Source organism: Micromonospora sp. NPDC047753, assembly GCF_040642735.1.
Lineage (GTDB): Bacteria > Actinomycetota > Actinomycetes > Mycobacteriales > Micromonosporaceae > Micromonospora.
Genome location: NZ_JBEYSL010000005.1, coordinates 23505 through 43324 on the forward strand (window position 1 = coordinate 23505; position 19820 = coordinate 43324).

The following is a 19820-nucleotide window of genomic DNA, read 5'->3' on the forward strand; positions in this document are numbered from 1 at the left end:
TCAGTTGATGCCCAGGTCGAGGCGCATCTGGGCGAGAATCGCCTTCGGGTCGCCCCCGGCCTTGGCCCGGGCGTCGCTGTACTCCTCCAGGAGCGCGTCGACGTCGTACGGCTCCTGCTCACCCGGCCACACCGGCGTCGGAACGCACCAGCACTTGCTGTGGTAGTCGTTCGCCATCCCACCGGCGGACTCTTCCGAGTGGTACGTCGCCCCCCGAGATGCCAGCAGCCGACAGAACGCGCACGGATCCGCCCTGCCCGGCACCCGCGCCCACCGGGCGTCCGCCGGGTCGGCGTCGACGCTGTCCGCGATCGTCCGCCGGGCCGGCTGCAACACGAGCCGCTGCACGCCACCGGACAGGTGCTCCAGCGCCTGCCGCTGATCCGGTTGGGCACCGAACAGCGGACCGACCGCCCACCGGGCCACCGCCGCAGCCTGGTCGCGGGGAGCCGGGTCGGCCATCTGCGCCCGGAACCGGCCCCGCACGTCGGCCTGGTCGCGCAGCTCGTCGTACCAGTCCACAGCGGCCAACGCCGCAGCGTCGCCATACACCGCGACCAGGTCGGCGGTGAACGCCTCGACCTGCGCCACCGGGACGTCGCCCGTCAGCAGAGTGAGCAGTTGCTCCCACCACTCGGCCAGCTCGGCGAGCGCCAGGGTCACCAGATCGGTCTGAGTCGCCCGGAACCCGGCCACATCAGCCGGCGTCGCCACCAGTACCCTCCGCCGCCGGAGGTGCCTGACGGGCCGCCTGAGCCGCCGCCGCGAGCATCGTCGTCCGCTGCTGCGCCTGCGCCCGCCGCCGGTCCGCCAAGGCGCGGGCGATCTGCTGCGGCTCCAGGCCGAGCAGTTCCAACCCCACCTCGGTCTCGGCCAGCCACGGCACCGTCGCGAGCTGCTTCGCCCCAGCGTCGGCCTGCGCCGCGCGAGACAGGTACATCGGGGGGCGCCACCGCGGCTGAATGGTCGCCCACTCGGCCGGCACGTCTTCGGCCTTGACGCCGTTCGCCATCGCCAGCGCCCGCACCACCGTGCGCCGGAGATACGGCCCCCAGTCCTCGGTCGCCCCCTCAGCCTCGGCGATGAGGTCCTCACGCGACGCCAGGTACGACTCCGCCGAGGTCGGGTTCGACATGTCCGACACACCCAGCGAAGTCAACGGGATGGACGTCTCGCCAGAGAAGAACATCGCCTGCTGCTTCAACGCCTTCAGGTGCGGCTCGGGGTCCGACGCCGGGATGTGCTTCACGTCCGCCCGCGGCTGCGCCGCGTCCTCGTCGTCGGGGATGCCCTTGATGCGGCCCATCACGACCTGCCACGACGCCTTTTGCGAGCCGTCTGCGTTCTTAAAGATCGATTCGTCGGCGCCGAGCATCCACAGGTCCGGGATCGCGTAGATGTCGGAGTGCGCTTCCAGCCGGATCGCCGACCGGGCCGCCATGTCCTGGTACGACATGACCGCGCGGGAGATCCGCGACGAGCCGAACGGACGGCTCAGCCGCGGCTTGTACGGCAGCGGCTCCGCCGGCACACCCCAGTCGTGTTCCTGGACGTCCACCGTCCAGCCGGAGGCGTCCTTGTCGGCGACGATGGTTCGGCCGTCGAGGTACAGGGCCAGCGCGGTCACCTGGTCGTCGTCGCCGCGAGCGTTGACCGAAAGGAGGTTGTCCAGGCGGCGGGTGCGAGCGTTCCACTCGCCGGTCGCGTTCAGCGCGTCCCGGAAGTGGATCAGCGCCTCCGGCTCGCCCTCACCGCCGGTCGTGTTCACCACGAACGACGTGGCGTGGATCAGCGACGAGACGGTGCCCTGCGACACCTCGGAGCCGAGGTTGTTGCCCTCCCAGATCTCCCGGAAGCCCAGATCGTCCAGCTTGCCGTCAGGCCACACGAACCCGTCGAGGTTGCAGCGGCGGGCCAAGATGTCGACCGCCTTACCGGACCAGCCGAGCACGATGCCCAACTTCCAGTACTGCGGTGGAATCACCGACCCGACCAGGCGCACCGCGTGCTTCATGTCGTAGTACGCCTGACGCAGCCGGTTCCGCTCGTACTTCTGGTTGAGCTGGTCGAGCAGCCGGCCAAGGGTGCGCTGGTCGTCGTCGGAAATGCCCGGCAGGGTGATCTGGTCCATCACAGCACCACCGCCCTCCGACTACCGCCACTACGCCCTGCGCCGGCCCGGCCGGGGCGGCGCACTCTCGTCTGCTGGGCACCGATCAGCGCCAACGTGCCCGCCTGAATCGGCGTGATGTCCGACTCGGCCGTCTTGCGCGACCACACCCACATGCCCGTGTCACCGAGGGCCCGCTTGCCGGCGGGGAGCGCCGCCGACGTGAACTGCGGCTGGCCGATATGCCAGAGCCAGCCCGTCACGATCCCGTCTAGGACTCGGGAGCACCCGGCGCCCAACTCGGCCACCTTCACCGGCGTCGCCTCAAGCTTCGTGCCCTTGAAGAACCACCGCCCGGCGCGCTGCTCCAGCAACGCCGCGATCGGCCCGGCCACGTCCACCACCACCGCACGAATCTGCGGATTCGCAGCCACCGTCGCTACGAGGTGCGGCACCAGCCACGCCACACCGCGGCCCCGGGTGTGCTGGTCGTCGTCCAGCTCGAAATGCCACATGCTGTCCGCGCGCTGACCGGCCAGTGCCACCGACGCCCACGCCAGATCGGGGCCGCACTCCACGCCCAGGGCGAAGCGGTCCACCGCGATCGACAGCTCGTCGGCCTGGTCCCGCCAGGACGGCTTCGGGATCACCCCGGAGCCCTTCGCCGCGTCCCAGATGCCGAGGGCCTCGCGCAGCCAAGCCTCGTCGGATGACAGGTTCTCCCGCAGCCGCAACATCGAGACCAGCGGCGTCCGCAGCGGGAACGACGGGTTCGCCTTCGCCCACTGCTCCCGGTCGTCGGGGTCGGCGTCCTCGTCGGCCGAGCACTCGATGTACACCAGGTCGTCGGACTCACCCGACAACGCCTTTGCCCGCTTCAGGGAGAACGCCTCGCCCGGGTCGATCGGCCGGGGCGGGGTCCCCATGTAGAACAGCAGCGCCCCGTGCGGGTGCCGGGACTGGTTGGTCGCGGCGACCATGTCTTCGAGCGCCTTCTCCGTCAGGATCTGCGCCTCGTCGAACACCTCGACGTCAACCTCGTCGAAGCCGCGGCCGAACCCCTGCTCCCGAGCACCGAACATGATCACGGACCCGTTGCGGAACCCGATCTCCTGCTCGCCGTTCGCCGTGCGGATGTACGCGATGTACGGATGGACCTTCTTGCGCCGCGCGAACCCCTGCAACGCCTTGAACGTGTTCGTTGCCGTCCTGGTCCGGTGCGCCGTCCAGATCACCTTGAAGCCAGGGAACAGCACGCACAGGGCGAAGATGATCCGGCCGACCAGGAACGTCTTCGCGACCTGCCGGGGGATGGAGAGCACCACCCCGCCGATCGTCGCCGCGTAGATCCCATCGGCGCGCTTGCCCAGGATCGCCCGGCCGGCGCCCTCCTGCCACTCATCGAACACGTCGCCGAACTCGCGGCACTTCTCCCGCACCGCGGGCCAGCCGGTCGACACCACGGCGGACGGCAGGATGACGTGGCGGGCGACCTCAGATAGCCGTCGCGTCGAACGCTTCGTCGGAGACCGGACCGCCACGCTCCGCCTCCTGCCCCTCGCGAGCGTCGATCGCCTCGATGTCCCGCACCACCTCGGACAGTCGCTTCGTCAAAGCCGCCAGATCACGCGCCGGGGTGTTCGGGTCCTCGACCGCGGTGGCGATCCGGGAGCGCATCGCGACGAGCAGCTCCCGGGTGGTGCCCGTGTCGGCTGCCTCGGTGACCGTCTTCGGCCTGGCCGGAGGTGGGGGTGCCTCGTCAGGGGCGACCACGCGCAGGGCCTTGCGGGGACGCGGGGGCATGGTCACCTCCTCAGAAGAACTCGCTCAGGTCGACCAGCCGGCCAGCCTGGAACACGTCGCCAGTGACGGTGATGTACCGGCCCACCGAGTACGACTCGATGCCCGCGCGTCGCCGGCCCGGTTGCTCCGGCGCCAACCCCCACACGTGCAGCCCATCACCCGACGGGCTGACCTCGACGTACGCGCCGGGAACGCGGGCGAGCACGTCGCGCGCCCGATCGTCCGGTTGCCCGTCGACCAGGCAGTGGTCCAGGTCCAGGCAGGCGATCCCGTCACCGAGGACGAACCCGAGGCCATGACCCGCGGTCCCGCGCTTCGCAGCAACGTACGAGCACCACGTGACCGGGTTCGTGCTGGACGCCGCCTTGCCGTGGACGTCGATCGGGCGCTTGCGGTAGTGCCGCACCCAGCGATCCCGGGACGTCAGCTCCGTCGGGATGCGCGGTCGCGCGCGGTGTGCGGCGACCCGGCACCGGCCGGAGCAGTAGCGGGGGGTCCGTCCGGTGGCCGCAGCAGTGAACTCGACGCCGCAGTGTCCACAGGTGATCCGCACTCGTCCATTGTAACGAAACAACGCCCTGACCTGCAACGACTCTGGAGGGGCAAGTCCGCAACCCGCTCAGATCGCCTGTGCCGAACGGGCCACCATCGGGCCACCAGCACAGCACGCCAGGTCGGCCACGGCCACCACACGCACCACACGGACCCGCGTGGAAAAAGCCCGGAGAGAGATCCCGCCTAAGCCGGGAAGTGCAGGTGGGGTCGGGGGTGGGGGACCTCCCCCTGGGTGCGGGTCAAGCTGCCTGACCGGCGCATGATCGGTCCGCCGTCCGTCTTGTCACTCTTGATCCGATTGCATCGCCTGTGAGCTGGCTGCTTGTTCGCGAGCGTGTCGGCTCCGCCCTTGTTGCGAGGCACGATGTGGTCGACGACGTACTCACCTGGGTCGAGGTAGGGCAACGTGTAGTCGATCTCTTCACCGCACAGCGCGCATGGTGGGCGGCCCTTGGCGATGGTGGTGCGGTGGCGGTCGCGTGTGGCGGTGTTGCGGGTGGGCCTTGGCATGGCTCCTCCGTGGGTGTGCGGGCAGGCCAGCGCCGCACCGGCCTGCCCGCGTTCCCCGCCGTGCGTCCCCGTCCCTGGACGCACAACAACCCGGGAGCTTCCGCTCTACCGGGTTGTGGGCATAGGCCACCTGTCGGGGCCGTGAACAAATGATCAGGCCGAGAGTGCCGCCTGGTCAAGTCGCGGGCGTCCGCGTGTCGCACGTCGCACCTGGGCTTCGATAGCGGCGGCCTCGTCGAGCGGGGAGCGTCCGTCGACGGTGGTGAGGCCCTTGCGGTCGCGCCAGCGGCGGATCATGGCGGGGGTGACGTCGGTGCCGAGGGCTGCGGCGAGTTCGCGGTCGGTTCCCCAGTAGCGGCCGGCGGCGTAGATCACTTGGGCCTCCGGGCTCCCGCCCGAAGGTGGTCCACAATGTTCCACACGATGCCCCAGAGCCCCACCATCATTGCTGCTCCTCGGTCATGGTTTCGGCGACTTCCCGACGCAGTTCCCGCCGTAGATCGAGCCGCACCTGTCGGGGTGAGCGTGAGCGGTCGGGGCAGTCGGGCCCGGGTGCGCCGTGGCAATGCGGACACCATGGCCGTGACGCCCGGCCAGGCATCCGCGCCATCGCTACCCCACCTTCGCCTGATCGTCGAGCCACTTCTCCACATCATCCCACCGGTAGCGGACGTGCCGGCCCACCTTCGAGCCGCGCGGACCAACGGATCGGTGTCGCCACTGGTAGAGGGTCTGGATCGGGACGCCGAGGTACTCGGCGACCTGCTCGGGGGTGGCGAGGGGCCGGCGCTCGCTCATGCGTCCGCCCCCGAGACGTCGTCGTCGCTCGCCGAAAGCCACTGCGTCACGGCGCTCTCCGCATACAGGACGCGCTTCCCGCGCTTGATCCCGCGCGGACCCTTCCCGATGTGCCGCCAGTAGCGGACCGTGCTCGGGGACGTGCGAGCGACCTCGGCAACTTCCTCGGTGGTCAGGTACCGCTCCATGGCCACCCTCCTAGACGAGTTCGTTGTACTTGGTCAGGAACCGGGCGGTGGGAACGACGACCTTGCGGCCAACGCGGATCGAGGGAATCCCTCCGCGTTCGATGGCGACGTAGGCGTGGCGGACCGAGATGCCGAGGATGGCGGCGGCGCGCTTAACGGAGATCGTGGGTTCGTCGGTGGGGTTGGGTACGGCGCGGGACTCGTTGGTCATGAGTGGCATCTTTCTGGATGTGCACAGAATTCTTGTTGAGGATCGCCGACCGGCGATCCGTACCTTCCTAGGCTGATTCTCTGCCCCGCGCACCATAAGTGTCAGTATGGTGCTCGCTAAACGATCTTTGATTCGGTCTATACCGGACACGGGGCGGTCAGCGAAGCGGCACCGCTCAGGGTCGGCTCGTCGTCGAGCACGTCCATCGCGCAGTGCGACGGCCGGCCGGGCACCCAGTGGGACCCGGGCATACCGCACGCCGAGTCCTCGACGGAGTGGACATCGTGCGGCCCGAAGTTGAGCGCAAGGCCGAGATGCCCATCGCAGGTGAGGCTGTTCTCCGTCGTCGCCGCGTTCCACCGGAGGTGGTGTGTGGCGGGCTTGCCGCAGAGGGTGTCGGTGTGGGGGTTGCCGTCGGGGGTGGCGGTGCAGACGAGGGCGTAGCCGGTTTCCGCGTCGGTCTCGCGCCCTACGTGGGCGGGCAGGTCAGGCATGGTCGGTCCTCTCGGTGGTTGGTGCGGCCCCCGCGACCGCACCGATGACGGCGTCCCGGGGCCAGATGTGCGCCACGCCCTCGACGGCCCCGGGCATCCCGCAGGGGCAGCCTTGGCCGGTGCAGAGCCGGCGGGTGGCGCACACGACGGTCCAGGCGTCGACCGGGCCGGCGGTCTGGACGTAGAGCTGCCGTTCGCCGCAGTGCGGGCAGTCGACGCCGAGCAGGGCCACCCGGGCGGGCGGGTCGCCGAGCAGATCCCGAATCCACGCGTCCTCGTCGGCCAGGTGCTGCGCGACGACCCGGGCCGTGCCGGCGGCGAGGGTGGGGATGCGGACGATGAGCCGGCCGAGGGCCGGTGCGGCGCCGGGGGCGACCTGGTTGGCGAGCCAGGCGATGCGGCCCTCCAACCGTTCGGCGACCTCAGCCCAGCGCGTCTCTCGGGTCCAGCGCGGGGCGGCGGTCAGGAGGCCGCCTGTGGGGTCCCCGTGGCCGCCGACGCCGTGCCGGGTGCCCCAGGTAGGGGAACGCAGCACGGCGGCGGCGTCGAGGAGCTGAGCGCCGTTGTGGGCGGCTTCCCGGTCCAGCCACACCGCGAGCGAGATGCGCGCGGTGTGGAGGGACCATGCGGCGGCGGTGGCGTGCAGGTGGTGCGGCGTCACGAGGCTCCTCAGGCGATCAGGTCGGCGAACAGGTCGCCTTGGCCGGCGTCTGCGGCTTGGGGTCGGGCGGCTCGGGGTTCGGGCATGTCCGCCAGCAGCAGCTGCAATGCGTACAGCCCGGCCTTCGTGAAGCCGACGTGCCTGAATCCGGCGCGTCGGTAGCAGCGGCCCGGGTCACGCTTGCGGCGGGTCTTCTCCGGGTCGACGAACGTGACCATCCCCAGCGGCGGCACGTCGGGCCAGTGCGCCCGGGTCGCGGCGACAGCGGTAAGGATCAGGTCGGAGGCGAGGTACTCGCACTCGGGTTCGCGGCGGAACAGGGAGTTCATCCACGCGCCAGCCCACTCGTGCTTGACGAACTGGGCGATGGGGTTGGAGGTCACCCAGACGGCGTCGGCGTTGTCGGTGAGGAAGACGACACACGATCCGGGCGGGACAAACTGCGGGCTGCCGACCTTCTGCCGGTTGTAGTGCCGGTCGGCGAGGGGTAGGGCACGCGGGTCGGCGCGGTACGAGCGACGCCAGGGCTGGCTCACGGCCGCCTCCCGCTGGCGACCTGGGCGACGAGCAGCGCCTGGGGCAGGAACACGGCGGCGATGGCGAGTGCGACGGCGTCTCCGGGGGTGTAGTCCCACCCGGCGGCTGCGGTGGCGGCGAGGAGCAGGGTGACGGCGGCGATGAGGGTGAGGGCGGCGATGGTGGCGGCGGCGATGAGGGTGAGGGCGGCGATGGTGGCGGCGCGGATCACGGCCGGGCCTCCCGCTCGTCGAGAGCGGCGAGGACAGCCGCAGTGCACCGCTCCCGGAGGGTGGCGAGCGGTGCCCACGGGTCGCAGTCCAGCAGGGCACGGCTGACGGCGTTGTAGACCAGGGCGTTCCGGTCGTCCTGCGCGCGCGGATCCGGGGAACCGAGGGGGGCCTCCGCTTCGGTGTCGGGTGCGTCTTCCGGCTCACGGGTCACCTCGGGCCGGGTGGCGTATCGCGCCCGCGCCCGGTCGAGCTGTTCGGTGACGTCGTCGTAGACGGCGATCAGTTTTTCGGCGGCTCCGAGTTTGGCGCTGAGGTCGTAGATGCGTCCTTCGCGCCACGTGGCGACCTGCTGGGTGCTGGTCAGCTCGGCGGCGAGGCGGGTGATGTGTTCGGCGATGCTGTGCGGCCCGGGTCGGTTGGCGGTGGTGATGGCGGCCCAGGCGTCGGTGAGTTCGCTTTGCAGCTCGTCGCGTTCGGCGGCGGCGTCGCGGTAGACGCTGCGGGCGTTGTCCCGCTGGATGGTCAGCTCGGCGATGGCCCGGTCCTTGCTGCGGTCGGCGGCGTCCTGGCCGTCGAGGTGGCGGTGCTGCTCGGGCGTGTGGCCGCAGCCGACGCGCTCGGCCATCGTGGGCACGCGGCGGGGCGTGGAGACGTGCTCAGACTGCGGCTCGCCCGGCTCCTCGATGCTGATGAGTCGAACGGTCACCTGCGACTGATTGCGTTCAGCTACGGACACGAAGTCGTTCCATCGGCGGCCGGACCACATCTCGGCGCCGCTCGCGGTGTCGATGCACAGCTCGGCGTTGTCGGGGAAGCGGGGGAAGCGGGGCACGGTCTGGTCGGTCATGGCGGTCTCTCCTCAGGCGGGGACGTTGAAGGCGTCGAGCAGGGACGGTTGGGCACCGAGCGGCCGGTTGGACCAGAGGACTTCCATGCGCTTGCCGTCACCGCCGCTATTGCCGGTGAACGCGGCCATGGTGTGGCGGTCCCACCCGGCGTACAGCTCGCGGTCGTACAGGTCGCTGGCGTAGCCGGACAGAACGACCGCGGCTTTGCAGGCGTGCAGCGCCTCGGCCAGCTCCCGGTGGTCGACGTCGGCCTTCATCTCGTGTCGGTAGTTGTTGCGGTGGTCCCGGGTGGTGCCGAGGTACGGCGGGTCGACGTAGAGCAGCACGTCGGGTTCGGCGCCGTACTTCGCGATGAGGTCGAGGGCGGGCATGCACTCCAGCGACACGGAGCTGAGACGCGCCGCCGCGGCGGCGATCCGCTCGACGTAGGCCTCGAGGTAGCCGGGCATGCCGACGGACGACCCTGTCGGGTAGACGTAGTGCTTCCACCCGGTCTTGCCCTCGCGGAGGGTGAGGCCGCGGCCCTGGCTGAGCATGACCCAGACCCGGCGGGCGACCTCCAGTTCGTCCTCGAGGCCTCGCTCGCGGGCGGCCATGTACTCGGCCCGGGAGTGCGGGGTGAGGGCGCAGGCGCGAGCCAGGTCCTCCGGTCGGTCGCGGAGCACGCGCCACCACGTCATCAGCTCGTGGTCGAGGTCGTTGACGGTCTCCATCTTGGCCGGTGGCTTGGCGAGCAGCACCGACAGCGACCCGCAGTAGGGCTCGACGTAGTGGCTGTGCGGCGGTAGCAGCGGGGTGATCCGTTCGGCGATCATGGTCTTCCCGCCGAAGTAGGCGAACGGTGGCTTCACGGCGTGCTCCTCAGGCGGTTCGGTCGTCGGCGGCGGGGATCGGCCAGCCACCCGGAGGCGGCGGACCCTGGTAGTGCGGGTTCGGGACGGCGTCGCGCTGCCGCAGTCGCTCCTCGCGCACCCACTCGGCCCGGCGCAGCACCGACGGGTCGGACGGGCCGAGCCGATCGCGGAGGGTCGCGAGCAGGTCGGCCACCTCGGCGGACCGGTCCCGGACGGTCACCGCGTCGGCTGCGGTGGCCTCCAGCTCCAGGCGCTCCCGCTGCTCGCGGGCAACCCGGTGCCGCTCCCGGGCCAGGTCGAGAGCGATGCGGCGGACGTGCACGGGCATGAGCCGCTGCTCGCTGCTGGCGTAGTGGCGGGTGACCGCGGCGAGGGCGTCGACGGCCTCCAGGTCGTGGAGGGCTTCGTGCCAGGCGAGGATGTCGGCCTGGCCGACGGTGCGCTGGTCGAACGCGGCGGCCTTGGCGAGGACGTTCGCGATGTCGGTGGCGTTCATGACCCGAGTGCCTTCCGGTCGATTTGGGCTTGCACGGCGGCGCCCGCGGCGAGGGCGGCGGCGACGCGCTGATCGGTGGTGGAGGGCCGGCCGGCGACGTGGCTGGCGCGCATGACGCCGTTGCCGGCGGCAGGGAGGGTGACCACGTTGCTCGGGGTGCGGTTGGCGATTTCGTCGACGAGGGACGGGAGGGCTCCGGGGCCGAGCCTGCGGGGGCGGAGCTGGCCGAGTCCTTCGCGGATGTGGTCGGGGTGGAACTTGTCGGCGAGCAGCTCGTGGACGTGCTGTGCGAGCTTGGTCGCGACGGTGCGGGAGACGCCGTAGGGCGAGTTCTCCCGGTACTCGGTCATGATCTGTTCGACCATCGATGGCGGTCCATCGGAGTCCGGCGCTTCCGCGTCGCGTGCGCTGGGACCTAGAGGGGCGTACGGACCGCCAGTGGAGTTCCTTTCCCTGTTCCCTGTTCCCTGTTCCCTGTTCCTTTCCTCCCGTGAGTCCTCACTGAGGTGTGCGTGAGGGTGCGGTGAGGGGTCTCGGGAGGCGCTGCCGGAAACGCTCTGACCAGGGGTTTCGTCGGCCGGTGGAGGCGTGTTCTCCCTGTTCGGAGGGGGTTCGGGGGTGGTCGGCGGGGCCGGGAGCTTGCTCTTGGTCGGACGGTTGATCCGCTGGTGCTCATCCCACCCTCGGACGGCCAGGTATGAGCGCTCGCCCACCTTGTAGCGAAGGATCAGTGAGGACTCACTGAGTCGCTTCAGGTCGAGTTCGACGTCGGTGGAGAGCCGGTCGTCGAGGGGCCAGACGGCGGCCTTGATGAGCCGGGGATCGTCGACGCAGCGCCCTTGGTCATCGACGTGCGTCCACAAGCCGATGAACGTCAGCCGCGCCTCGACCGGCAGGCTGGCCACGGTGAGCGAGGTGAAGAACTCGGGCTTGATGGTGCGGATCCGGGCCACGTCGTGCCTTCCTGATCTATGTGGTGGTGCTGTCGCTGTTCGGTGTGGCGGTGGTGGGTGGCCGGGCCCCGGTGTGAGGCCCGGCCAGCCCGGTCAGGCGGAGGTGCCGCCCTGGTCGTCCGCGAGGTAGGCGCGGGCGATAGCCAGGGCCTTGACCGACTGGGTGTGCCAGTCCTTGCGTCGTCCGGCCTCGATGTCGTCGGCGGCGTGGTCCAGCAAGTCCGCGACGGTTGCGGCGACAAGGGGCTGCCACGACGCCATGTGCGTTGCGACCGCGAACGCCTCGGCGTAGGTCCGTTGCTCCTCGTCGCCGGGATAGGCGAAGTAGGCGATGCAGGCGGTCGATCGAGTGCCGTCCTCGGACACGTCACCGGGGGCGTAGGAGCCGACGATGAGCCCGCTGTCAGGACTGACGTCGACCGTCCAGTGCTCACCGGGGAGGTTGGTGGCGCTGGTGGCCCGCTCGCGCATCAGGCGGGCGGCTTCGCGGATGGTCTCGGTGGCGGTCATGCGGCTGTCTCCTTGGTGCGGCGGGTGGTGCTGGACGTGGTGGTCTTCTTGCTGCGGTAGCGGGCCGCCCAATACGCCTTGCGGGACCACGCCTTCGGGGTCGGCACCCGGCAGTACCGGCACCCCTCCTCGGCCGGGCGGCGGCGGTGCGGCAGGTCCGCCACCGGGTAGCCGCAGGTGGTGCAGATCGGGCAGACGCCGCCGCGCTCGTTGTAGGCGACCCCGGCGCGGATCACCCCGGTCGGGCGTGGGTCCGGAATTCCGGCTCGGCAGGTGACCCCGTCGCGCAAAGGGCACTGGCGGCAGAGGGCCAGGGCTAGGCGGTTGCCGTCGTCGCCGGTCTCCCAGAACTCCGGCGGCTGCGTGAAGCACAGGCCGGCCGTCACTGGTCGTCTCCGATGCGGCGTAGGTGCTCGGCCTGGGCGTCAGCGGTGTCAGGCAGCGTGTGCGCCCGGTTCGCCTTCGGCAGCGGGCAGTGCAGGCACGGCCGCACGCCCTGGTGATCCGGGTACGCCGCCCGGTCGGGCTCGTACAGGTGGGTGGTGATCGACTTCTTCACGACGCCCGCCTCCCGTAGATCTGCCGGGCGGTCTTGCGTCCCTCGACGGCCGCCAGCGGGAGATGACCGATGTGCCAGAACCCGTCGACCAGGTCGCACCGGTACTCGCGCATCCCGCCCCGGTCGCGGTGGTTGCGGATGGTCTGCTTGGCCTGCTTCCGGGAGGAGTAGAGGCGCTTCTCGTGGGTGTCGCAGTAGCCGATGGGCCCGGGTCGCTGGTCAGCCATGGGTGGCCGTCCGGAGGGCGACGGTGAGGCGGTGGATCTCCTCACGCAGCAGCGGCACGTCCTCGGCGAGGGCTGCCTCGAGGAACCGGACGCTGGTGTGGTCGCCGCGTTCGCGGGCGTCGAGCAGGTCGGTCCACCGGTCGGCGACCGCGTCCAGGTCGAGGGTGTGCGCGGGCGGCCCGGCCGGGGCCGGCGTGGTGCCGGCCCCGGGGAACATCTCGATCACGGTCGAGGGCTCGAACCGCTTGCAACCGGCGGCGGGGAACCCACCGCGCCGGCCGGGGCCGGTGACGGGGTGGAGGGTTTCCATCCGCCCGCACGTGCAGCGGCGCATCGGGCGGATGGTCCCGCCGTTCGCCGCGCCCGGGTCGCGGCGGGTCACCGACCACCGCCGGGCTGCGCTGCCTCGGGCCAGTCGTCCTCGGTGAAACCGCCGGCGGTGTCGGTGCCGGCCGGGTCGGCGGGGGCGTCGTCGACGACCTCACCGTCCACGTAGTCCGACTGCACGGCCGCCGCGCCCTCCGGGGCGTCCGGGGCCGTCGCGATGCGCTGCGCCTCGGCGGCGGCGCGGAGCTGCTCGCGGCGGAACTCGGCGGAGGTGGGCACCCACTTCTGGAGCTGCCGGACGCTGGACTTGAGCCACATCGCGGTCTCGTGGTTGACCCACGGGCTGTACTTGCTGCTCGACCCCTGTGACGACTTCTTGATGCGGTCGATGTCGTCCTGGCCCAACTCGATCACCCGGGACACGGCGCCGTTGAGCATCCGGGCGTAGGCGTAGACGCCGATGAGCTTGCCGCGCTGGGTCTCGCCGCCGAAGTTCCCGCCGGCCTTCTTGTGCCAGGGGATCTCCTGCGGGCCGACCCAGCGGGGCGGGTGCTGCCGGTCGAGTTGGCCGGGCGCGTACTCGTACTCGTCGCGCTCGCGGACCACCTCGGCGACCACGCTGGACACCGCGCCGGCCCGGTACATCAGCTCGATGTGGCCCTGGTAGCCGGTGATGCCCAGGATCTCCAGGCGTCCGCCGACCGAGCGGGGGGTGAGGTAGTACTGCTCGGTGCCGGGCTCGAGACCCTGCCGGGCGGCGTCGAGCAACGCGGCGAGGAAGACGCCGGGGTTGTTCGCGGCGGCGATCTCCAGCTCGAAGCGGCCGTCGTCGGCCCGCTTGCCCTTCTTGAGCGCGCCCTGGGCGAGGCGGACCCAGGTGGCGGGCTTGACGTGCGACGGCAGCACCTGGGCGAAGCTGTCGGAGTACTGCTTGATGAGGCCGGCCGGGGAGTTGTCCCGGGTGGCGACGGCCTGAGAAACGGTCTGAGTCACTTCTTGCTCCTGGCGGGTGTGAGTCGGTCGGTGGTGGAGGTGGTGACGTACGCGGCGGCCACCTCCGGCTGCTCCGCCTTCAGGCGGGTCGAGTCGAGCCGGGTCGTCGGGTAGATCGATCGGGTCGCGACCTTGACCCCGTCGTGCACGGCCACCCGGTTGGCGCCCATCTCCGCGCGGAGGCGGGCCTCGAAGCGGTCGCACAGCGACTCGGCGGCCTTCTTCAGGGCGCGGGCCCTGCGGTAGCCGGCGGCGGTGGTGTCGCTAATCTCGGCCTCGGCGTCGACGAGGTCCGGGTGGAGGCGCTTCACCGCGGCGAGGGTCGCCCGGTGGTCGTCGACGTCCGGCGCGTCGTCGGCGTCGAGACGACCGAGGAACCGGCGGGCGGCTTCCCGCATGACGGTGAGGTCCCGCTCGTCGCGGCGAATCCGGTAGGCCCGGAAGCCGCCCGGCCCGAGCATCGAGAGGTGCCCCTCGTCGACGCCGAGGACGTCCATCTGCCACAGCACCTGGCAGCGGTAGTAGACCGGGACGTCGTCGGTGCCCGGGTCGCCCCAGCCGTCCCACGACGCGGTCCACTTGCACTCCAGCGGCGCGAGCACCTCGCCCGAGGTGCCAGCGGGGCGGCCCAGGCAGTCGGGGCACGCGCCAAGGCCGGTGTCGACGTCACCCGCGAGGCCGGCACCGTCGCAGCCGGGGCACACCCGGTAGATCAGTCGGTCGGGGGTGGCGAGCTGCCACGGTCGGTCCGGGTGGGCGTACAGGCCGGCGCGGGCGCCGGTCAGGTTCTCGTGCGGGTCGTGGGTGTCGAGCCACCAGTCGGCGACGACGGGCTCGACGCGGCGGCCGGTGGCCATCTCCTCGTTGTCGGGGGTCTCCCACCCGTTGCGCTTCTGCCAAAACAGGGAGAACGGCGACTCCCACGGGGACAGCCCGAGCACGGCGGCGATCTCCGACGCGCTGACACCCTCACGGCGCAGCTTGTGCCACTCCGGGTTGTCGGGGGTCGCGGCCCCAGCGGGCAGGACCTCGATGGCCGTCATGCCGCACGTCGCTTCAGCTTGCGGCGCTCCCGCTCCGAGAGCCCGCCCCAGATGCCGAACCGCTCGTCGTGGCCGAGGGCGTACTCCAGGCACTCGGTGCGCACCTCGCAGCGGGCGCAGATCCGCTTCGCCTCACGGGTGGATCCGCCCTTCTCCGGGAAGAAGGCTTCGGGATCGGTCTGCGAGCAGAGGGCCCGCTCCTGCCACGCCGGCTGGTTGCCGATCAGGTCGGCGATCTGGAGGTGTTCGTCGTTGCGGATGATCCGCAGGGTTGGGCTGCTCATGCCGTCAGCTCCCTCTGCGCGCGCTGGCCCAGCTCGGCGAGGACGCGGCGCGCGGTCAGCTCGGCGAACATCGGTGCGCCCGCGTCCTGACCGGACGGGGCCGGCGGGAGGATGTCCCACGCGGCGAAGGTCACGACCTCGGTGGCGGCTTCGATGGGGCGGAGGTGCCGCACGGTGGCCGTGGCGACGGCCGGGGTGGCGTAGTCGGCGACGTTGAAGTCGTCGGCGGCGTCGGCGGGGATGCTGCGGTACCAGAGGGCCACGCCGGCGGTGATGAGCAGCGGCGGGTAGACGACGGCGGCGATGATCGGCATGGCGTCGGTGAGGACGGTGGCGACGGCGTCGAAGTCGATCACTGGGCCACCGCCTCGACCGGGTCCTGCTCGTGGTCGCCGGCTTCGAGGCCGCACCGCTCGCAGGTCAGGATGTCCGGGCCTTCCGACTTGAACGGGTGCCGGTTGTAGACGCAACTGCCGCAGACGAACTGGTTGCCGACGCGCCGCCAGTCGTCGTCCTCGGCCATGGCCTGCGCCTCGTCGAGGGTGCTGAAGTGCACGACGCCACCGTCGTACTCGTACTTCTCGTCGCACTCCAGGCAGGTGACGATCAGGCAGATCTGTTGGCGGGCCTTGGCCAGCTCGGCGGTCAGCTCTTCGACCTTGGACTCGGCAGCGCGCAACCGGGCCAGCACCGGCCCCATCCGCTCCCCCATGAAGGAGGTGAGGTTGAGGCAGAACAGGTCGCCGCCCTTGGCGGGGTGCTCGTGGTCAACGCGCTCGGCCAGGGTGCGCCAGAGGCTGGCGATCAGCTCGTCGGTGGCCTGCGGGATGGCGTCGATGTCGATGGTGGTCATCGGTTGTCCTCCGGGAAGGTCACGTCCAGCTCGGCCATGAACGCGAGCCATTCCTCGGTCAAGGTCGGCTGCGGCTGAGAACCGCCGAGCGCGTCCACCTGGTCGCGCAGCTCCTGGTTACGGGCGGCCATCTGGGATGCCTCGGCGTGGTACTTCTTGGCCTGGTCGCTGTAGTGGCGGACCTTGACCGACTGCCGGTCGCACGCCTCCTGCGTCAGGGTCATCTCGGCGCGGAGGGACCGGATCTGCTCGTCGCGGGCGATGACCTCCCGGTCGGCGGTCCGGTACGCGCCGCCGAACAGAGCGGCGAACAGGACGGCGATGACCAGGGCGACGATCAGCGCGGCGGTCACCGGACACCACCCAGGGCCGGGTCGGTCAGCGGGAGCAGGCCGGTCAGGTGCGGGACCAGGCCCTCCAGGTACGTGTCCGGGTGCGGGTACTCACCCCGGGCGACGCCGCGCCAGTAGTCGCACGACGTGTCGCACAGCTCGGTGCCGATGTGTCCGCATCCGAGGTCGACGACGGTGATCGCGGTCGCGGGGAAGGTCTGCGGGCCGTTGCCGCCGGTGTTCGGGCCGGACGGCGGGATGTTCGTGGTCGGCAGCGTCATCGGGCCACCTGCTTCGCGGCGAGGTACGCCTCCATCTGCTCCGGCGTCACCACCGGGCAGGACAGCTCGTGCGTCTTGGTGGGCTCCACCCAGCAGGTCGGGCATCGCTTGGTGCCGACGTGAACCGGCAGGTTGCTCTCGGGGGTGCGCAGCTTCCCGCAGTAGCAGGAGCCGACCCGGGCGAGGTCTTCGCGGCAGCCCGACCGCTGCGGCGACCACGGGTTGCGCTTGTAGCCGAGCGGCCAGTCGGCGATGTCCGCCCAGCACTGGCCGGGGATCTTGTTGACCAACTCGGCGACGCGCCACTTGAGCTTCTCGATCAGTTTCACGGGTACTCTGTCCCTTCGGTCGGCGCTCCGCGATGTCCTTGCCGGGATGCGGGGCGCTGTCTTCTGTCCGGGCCCGGTGAGCCCGGTGGTCTCAGGGGTGCTGCCGGTGGTACTCGTCGAGCGCGCCGTGCAGGCGCTGCCGCTCGTACGCCCGCTCCTCCGCCGCCGTCGCCGGCCGCCACCGCAACTCCAGCGGCGAGGCAGGTCGGGTGACCGTCGCGGCCAGGAGCAGGCCGACCGCGAGCGCGCTGTAGACAGCGGCCCGGGTCAGGTGCGCCAAGGCGGCGAGGAACAGGCGGCGGTTCATGCGGCTGCCCCGTGCGCGTCGTCCTTGCTCAGCGGGTGCCACACCTCATCGCGCACCGGCCCGAGCAACGCGACCACCAGGTCGACCTGCCGGTCGGTGAGCGGGGGGAAGTCCGCGACGGCGGCGGCTCCGGCGGCGAGGATCTGCTCCTCGGTGCGCAGCGGGCCGGTCATCGGATCTCGGCCTTGAAGAAGCGGTTGAGCGAGTCGGGGCTGTCCGGGTCGCTGAGCTTGACCAGGACAGCGGCGATGAACTTCGGGGACGGCTGTTCGAGGCCGCGGGTGACCTTCGAGTACGAGGCACGGGAGACACCGAGGAACCCGGCCTTGTCGGCCTGCGTCTCGTAGCCGCGCTCCTTCACGGCTGCGTCAAACGCCACCGTGTCGAAGATCAGTACCGGCCTACCGGCTTGTTCGTTCACGAAAGTTACGCTAGTGCTGTTCGAGTAAGAACACAAGCGGGTCAGCGGTTCTTTTTCGAACGGCTTCGAGGTCAGATAGCCTGTCGCCTATGGATGCCGCCCCCGCCGCAGCGCGCCTCGCCGATCCCGCCGCTCCGCCGTACCCGCCGTTCAGAGGCGTCGCTAGCGTTCGTTCTCGAAATCACTTAGGCTCGGTTCCCGTGAGCGCAGCCTGGGACCACGAAGCCTTCTACCGAAACGTGGTAGCCCGGGCCAAGAGCCTCGGCATCGCGAACTCCACCGCAGAACTCGCCCGGGCGGTCGGCATCGGCCACGGGATGCTGTCGAAGTGGTACCGGGGGCAAGAGCGCCCGACCCCGAGGAGCCTGCAGAAGCTCTCCGACGTGCTGACGCTCCCCGACGAGCGCGCCCAGGGGAAGTCCGCGTACACCGAACTGATGGTTCTGGCCGGCCACCTGCAACCACACGAGGTTGGGCTCGCCGAGGCCCCCGCCCCTCCCCCGGCGGTCGAGCGCGACCCGCTTGCGGTTGAGGTGGAGCAGCTGCTGTCGGAGACGTCGAAGCTCAACCCGGAGGAGCGCGAAGTCTTCCGGGGTCTCGTAGAACGGCTGGTGGTCGGCTTCCGCCCTCGACGCGGAGGGCGTCGCAGCGCCTAGACCGGCGTCAACTCCACCGACGACGGATCGAAACCTGGCCCTCGCTTCTGCGAGGGCCAGACTGTTATGCGCAGCAGTGCGCTGATGGCCGCCCGGCGGCGGTGAAGCTCCAGAGCGTCCCAGCCGGCCCGGTCGATGTTCCACAAGCCGGCGAGCAGGGAAGGTGTCTGCGCGGCCTCGATCTCCGCGCGCAGCTCCCCGAGGCGCTTGTCGATCCGGCGCACCGACAGCCGGAGCACATCGGCGCCCATCTCGTCGTCGTCGCCGAAGTCGGCGATCACCTGCTCCCGCCGCTGGGCGAGTTTGTTCATCTCCGCCGTCAGCGGGGCCGTGTTCTTCGTGGTCGGCTGCATCCGCTTGCGGACCCGTCCGTCGGCCAGGAGCGCCAAGGTCGCGCCGATGACGTACGCGTCGAGGTGATGCATCGCGCGGTGGGTCTTGCGGCATCCGGGGGTGATACACCCGTAGCCGAGCAGGTGTTTGCCCCGGGCGTTCTGGCGAGGCGCGAGCGGCTCGCCGCACGGCCCGCACCTGGGGATGCCGGACAGCAGGTGGGTGCGCGCGTGGGTGATGTAGGTGAACGTGCTGGCCTTCTGGCCCAGGACGTCGCGGACGGTCTGCCAGGTTTCCCGGTCAAGGATGGCAGGCCAGGCCGCTTCGCCAACGATCTCGCCGCGGCGTTCGAGCAGCCCTGCCATCCTTGGCTTGGTCAGGACCCGACGCATGTTGGAGTGGTCCCAGAGCGCGCCGGTTACGGTCCTGATCCCGCGGTCGTTGAGGCTGCGCACGATGGCGCCCATGGGTTCTCTGGCGAGGACTCGCCTGGCGACTTCTTGGATCACTGCCTTGTCGGCTTCGCGGATGGTCAGCCCGTCCGGCTCGAATCCGTATGCCCGCCCGCCGCGCCCGCCGAGGCGGGTGATGCCTTGCTCGGCGAGGCGCTCGTAGTGGCGCTTCAGCCGGCGGCTGGTGGCGTCCACCTCGCGGGTATTGCCGGCTGCTTCGATGCGGAGGATGTACCGGTCGTCGGCGTTGTCGAGGTCCCGCTCGCCAGTGGGTGAGGCCAGCCGGATCCCCTTGGTGTCTGCGAGGTCGATGAGAGCTTCGAGGTCGGTCATCTGCCGGACCAGCCGGTCACCGTGGTAGACGACGATGGCGTCGACTTCACCGGCCTTCACGGCGGCGAGCATGGCCTCCCAGCCGGGGCGCTTGCGGTCGCGGCGCCACGCTGACTTGGAGTTGTCCTTGAAGACGTGGGCGGGGGCGACGGTCCAACCTCGCGCGGCGGCCAGCTCCCGGCAGACTCTTTCCTGGTCGTCGACCTTGAGGGTGTCGTCGAATCGGGCGAGACTGATGCGGCAGTAGACGGCAGCGCGTAGGGGCACGGGAGTACGTTATACCTGCCTTACGCAGTACGCCGAGGGAGTGCCGGATCGACGAGAGCTCCAGGCCGGGCGGGCTGCCGATC

General features: G+C 70.7%; 36 protein-coding genes. 1 reads left to right on the top strand and 35 read right to left on the bottom strand.

The genetic code is table 11. From position 1 onward, the window contains the following. The 34 genes from ABZ749_RS01045 to ABZ749_RS01210 all read right to left on the bottom strand — a co-directional run bounded on the left by ABZ749_RS01045 (window position 1) and on the right by ABZ749_RS01210 (window position 17696). Window positions 1–714: a hypothetical protein gene (locus tag ABZ749_RS01045; protein WP_357221407.1), complete on the bottom strand. Its 714-nt coding sequence runs from the start codon at window positions 712–714 to the stop codon at window positions 1–3. Beyond that, entirely contained in the window at window positions 698–2131 is a 1434-nt protein-coding gene (locus tag ABZ749_RS01050) for a phage portal protein (protein ID WP_357221410.1), read from the bottom strand. The genes ABZ749_RS01045 and ABZ749_RS01050 overlap by 17 nt, the downstream gene beginning before the upstream one ends. Beyond that, on the bottom strand, window positions 2131–3651 hold the full coding sequence (locus ABZ749_RS01055) for a hypothetical protein (protein WP_357221413.1): 1521 nt from the start codon (window positions 3649–3651) through the stop codon (window positions 2131–2133). Before ABZ749_RS01055 ends, ABZ749_RS01050 begins: the two co-directional genes overlap by 1 nt. Then, window positions 3605–3913 (bottom strand): hypothetical protein, encoded by a 309-nt coding sequence (locus ABZ749_RS01060; RefSeq protein WP_357221416.1) that lies wholly within the window; start codon window positions 3911–3913, stop codon window positions 3605–3607. The genes ABZ749_RS01055 and ABZ749_RS01060 overlap by 47 nt, the downstream gene beginning before the upstream one ends. Before the next feature lie 10 nt (window positions 3914–3923). Beyond that, window positions 3924–4466 carry a hypothetical protein gene (locus tag ABZ749_RS01065; RefSeq protein ID WP_357221419.1) on the bottom strand — a complete coding sequence of 181 codons (543 nt, stop codon included), beginning with the start codon at window positions 4464–4466 and terminating at the stop codon, window positions 3924–3926. Window positions 4467–4651: 185 nt separating this feature from the next. Next, window positions 4652–4978, bottom strand: coding sequence for an HNH endonuclease (locus ABZ749_RS01070; RefSeq protein WP_357221422.1), 327 nt, complete (start codon window positions 4976–4978; stop codon window positions 4652–4654). A gap of 153 nt (window positions 4979–5131) precedes the next feature. Further along, window positions 5132–5353 (bottom strand): hypothetical protein, encoded by a 222-nt coding sequence (locus ABZ749_RS01075; protein WP_357221425.1) that lies wholly within the window; start codon window positions 5351–5353, stop codon window positions 5132–5134. Window positions 5354–5590: 237 nt separating this feature from the next. Beyond that, window positions 5591–5776, bottom strand: coding sequence for a helix-turn-helix domain-containing protein (locus tag ABZ749_RS01080; protein WP_357221428.1), 186 nt, complete (start codon window positions 5774–5776; stop codon window positions 5591–5593). Beyond that, the gene (locus ABZ749_RS01085; RefSeq protein ID WP_357221430.1) at window positions 5773–5964 is read right to left on the bottom strand and encodes a helix-turn-helix domain-containing protein; all 192 of its coding nucleotides are present in this window, start codon (window positions 5962–5964) and stop codon (window positions 5773–5775) included. Before ABZ749_RS01085 ends, ABZ749_RS01080 begins: the two co-directional genes overlap by 4 nt. Window positions 5965–5974: 10 nt before the next feature. Then, on the bottom strand, window positions 5975–6175 hold the full coding sequence (locus ABZ749_RS01090) for a helix-turn-helix domain-containing protein (RefSeq protein ID WP_357221433.1): 201 nt from the start codon (window positions 6173–6175) through the stop codon (window positions 5975–5977). A gap of 137 nt (window positions 6176–6312) precedes the next feature. Beyond that, on the bottom strand, window positions 6313–6669 hold the full coding sequence (locus ABZ749_RS01095; RefSeq protein ID WP_357221435.1) for a hypothetical protein: 357 nt from the start codon (window positions 6667–6669) through the stop codon (window positions 6313–6315). Continuing rightward, window positions 6662–7330, bottom strand: a complete 669-nt coding sequence (locus ABZ749_RS01100) for a hypothetical protein (RefSeq protein WP_357221438.1) — start codon at window positions 7328–7330, stop codon at window positions 6662–6664. The genes ABZ749_RS01095 and ABZ749_RS01100 overlap by 8 nt, the downstream gene beginning before the upstream one ends. A gap of 8 nt (window positions 7331–7338) precedes the next feature. Further along, window positions 7339–7866, bottom strand: a complete 528-nt coding sequence (locus ABZ749_RS01105; RefSeq protein WP_357221441.1) for a hypothetical protein — start codon at window positions 7864–7866, stop codon at window positions 7339–7341. Next, complete coding sequence (locus ABZ749_RS01110; RefSeq protein ID WP_357221444.1) at window positions 7863–8078, bottom strand: hypothetical protein; 216 nt, start codon at window positions 8076–8078, stop codon at window positions 7863–7865. The genes ABZ749_RS01105 and ABZ749_RS01110 overlap by 4 nt, the downstream gene beginning before the upstream one ends. Then, the gene (locus tag ABZ749_RS01115) at window positions 8075–8926 is read right to left on the bottom strand and encodes a hypothetical protein (protein WP_357221447.1); all 852 of its coding nucleotides are present in this window, start codon (window positions 8924–8926) and stop codon (window positions 8075–8077) included. The genes ABZ749_RS01110 and ABZ749_RS01115 overlap by 4 nt, the downstream gene beginning before the upstream one ends. Before the next feature lie 12 nt (window positions 8927–8938). After that, window positions 8939–9778 (bottom strand): DNA adenine methylase, encoded by an 840-nt coding sequence (locus tag ABZ749_RS01120; RefSeq protein ID WP_357221450.1) that lies wholly within the window; start codon window positions 9776–9778, stop codon window positions 8939–8941. A gap of 10 nt (window positions 9779–9788) precedes the next feature. Continuing rightward, entirely contained in the window at window positions 9789–10277 is a 489-nt protein-coding gene (locus ABZ749_RS01125; RefSeq protein WP_357221453.1) for a hypothetical protein, read from the bottom strand. Continuing rightward, window positions 10274–11182, bottom strand: a complete 909-nt coding sequence (locus ABZ749_RS01130; protein ID WP_357221456.1) for a hypothetical protein — start codon at window positions 11180–11182, stop codon at window positions 10274–10276. The genes ABZ749_RS01125 and ABZ749_RS01130 overlap by 4 nt, the downstream gene beginning before the upstream one ends. Window positions 11183–11323: 141 nt before the next feature. Continuing rightward, a complete protein-coding gene (locus ABZ749_RS01135; protein ID WP_357221459.1) occupies window positions 11324–11740 on the bottom strand; it encodes a hypothetical protein in 417 nt (138 codons plus the stop codon). Beyond that, the gene (locus tag ABZ749_RS01140; protein WP_357221462.1) at window positions 11737–12126 is read right to left on the bottom strand and encodes a hypothetical protein; all 390 of its coding nucleotides are present in this window, start codon (window positions 12124–12126) and stop codon (window positions 11737–11739) included. Before ABZ749_RS01140 ends, ABZ749_RS01135 begins: the two co-directional genes overlap by 4 nt. After that, window positions 12123–12299, bottom strand: a complete 177-nt coding sequence (locus tag ABZ749_RS01145; RefSeq protein ID WP_357221464.1) for a hypothetical protein — start codon at window positions 12297–12299, stop codon at window positions 12123–12125. The genes ABZ749_RS01140 and ABZ749_RS01145 overlap by 4 nt, the downstream gene beginning before the upstream one ends. Further along, on the bottom strand, window positions 12296–12526 hold the full coding sequence (locus ABZ749_RS01150; RefSeq protein WP_357221467.1) for a hypothetical protein: 231 nt from the start codon (window positions 12524–12526) through the stop codon (window positions 12296–12298). The genes ABZ749_RS01145 and ABZ749_RS01150 overlap by 4 nt, the downstream gene beginning before the upstream one ends. Next, a complete protein-coding gene (locus tag ABZ749_RS01155; protein WP_357221470.1) occupies window positions 12519–12836 on the bottom strand; it encodes a hypothetical protein in 318 nt (105 codons plus the stop codon). Before ABZ749_RS01155 ends, ABZ749_RS01150 begins: the two co-directional genes overlap by 8 nt. 68 nt (window positions 12837–12904) lie before the next feature. Next, on the bottom strand, window positions 12905–13846 hold the full coding sequence (locus tag ABZ749_RS01160; RefSeq protein ID WP_357221473.1) for a recombinase RecT: 942 nt from the start codon (window positions 13844–13846) through the stop codon (window positions 12905–12907). After that, window positions 13843–14889, bottom strand: coding sequence for a lambda-exonuclease family protein (locus ABZ749_RS01165; RefSeq protein ID WP_357221477.1), 1047 nt, complete (start codon window positions 14887–14889; stop codon window positions 13843–13845). Before ABZ749_RS01165 ends, ABZ749_RS01160 begins: the two co-directional genes overlap by 4 nt. Continuing rightward, window positions 14886–15173, bottom strand: coding sequence for a WhiB family transcriptional regulator (locus tag ABZ749_RS01170; protein WP_357221480.1), 288 nt, complete (start codon window positions 15171–15173; stop codon window positions 14886–14888). Before ABZ749_RS01170 ends, ABZ749_RS01165 begins: the two co-directional genes overlap by 4 nt. Then, on the bottom strand, window positions 15170–15529 hold the full coding sequence (locus tag ABZ749_RS01175; protein ID WP_357221483.1) for a hypothetical protein: 360 nt from the start codon (window positions 15527–15529) through the stop codon (window positions 15170–15172). The genes ABZ749_RS01170 and ABZ749_RS01175 overlap by 4 nt, the downstream gene beginning before the upstream one ends. Further along, window positions 15526–16026, bottom strand: coding sequence for a hypothetical protein (locus tag ABZ749_RS01180; protein ID WP_357221486.1), 501 nt, complete (start codon window positions 16024–16026; stop codon window positions 15526–15528). Before ABZ749_RS01180 ends, ABZ749_RS01175 begins: the two co-directional genes overlap by 4 nt. Next, window positions 16023–16379, bottom strand: a complete 357-nt coding sequence (locus ABZ749_RS01185; RefSeq protein ID WP_357221489.1) for a hypothetical protein — start codon at window positions 16377–16379, stop codon at window positions 16023–16025. The genes ABZ749_RS01180 and ABZ749_RS01185 overlap by 4 nt, the downstream gene beginning before the upstream one ends. Further along, on the bottom strand, window positions 16376–16639 hold the full coding sequence (locus ABZ749_RS01190) for a hypothetical protein (protein ID WP_357221492.1): 264 nt from the start codon (window positions 16637–16639) through the stop codon (window positions 16376–16378). The genes ABZ749_RS01185 and ABZ749_RS01190 overlap by 4 nt, the downstream gene beginning before the upstream one ends. After that, window positions 16636–16968: a hypothetical protein gene (locus tag ABZ749_RS01195; RefSeq protein WP_357221495.1), complete on the bottom strand. Its 333-nt coding sequence runs from the start codon at window positions 16966–16968 to the stop codon at window positions 16636–16638. The genes ABZ749_RS01190 and ABZ749_RS01195 overlap by 4 nt, the downstream gene beginning before the upstream one ends. A 91-nt stretch (window positions 16969–17059) precedes the next feature. Continuing rightward, complete coding sequence (locus tag ABZ749_RS01200) at window positions 17060–17275, bottom strand: hypothetical protein (RefSeq protein WP_357221498.1); 216 nt, start codon at window positions 17273–17275, stop codon at window positions 17060–17062. Then, window positions 17272–17448 (bottom strand): hypothetical protein, encoded by a 177-nt coding sequence (locus ABZ749_RS01205; RefSeq protein WP_357221501.1) that lies wholly within the window; start codon window positions 17446–17448, stop codon window positions 17272–17274. Before ABZ749_RS01205 ends, ABZ749_RS01200 begins: the two co-directional genes overlap by 4 nt. Continuing rightward, on the bottom strand, window positions 17445–17696 hold the full coding sequence (locus tag ABZ749_RS01210) for a hypothetical protein (protein WP_357221504.1): 252 nt from the start codon (window positions 17694–17696) through the stop codon (window positions 17445–17447). Before ABZ749_RS01210 ends, ABZ749_RS01205 begins: the two co-directional genes overlap by 4 nt. A gap of 200 nt (window positions 17697–17896) precedes the next feature. On the opposite strand from ABZ749_RS01210, the gene ABZ749_RS01215 reads away from it, so the two are divergent. Beyond that, entirely contained in the window at window positions 17897–18352 is a 456-nt protein-coding gene (locus ABZ749_RS01215) for a helix-turn-helix domain-containing protein (protein WP_357221507.1), read from the top strand. Here the strand turns inward: ABZ749_RS01215 and ABZ749_RS01220 are convergent. Beyond that, window positions 18349–19737 (bottom strand): recombinase family protein, encoded by a 1389-nt coding sequence (locus tag ABZ749_RS01220; RefSeq protein ID WP_357221511.1) that lies wholly within the window; start codon window positions 19735–19737, stop codon window positions 18349–18351. The two genes, ABZ749_RS01215 and ABZ749_RS01220, sit on opposite strands and share 4 nt — an antisense overlap. Window positions 19738–19820 lie beyond the last annotated feature (83 nt).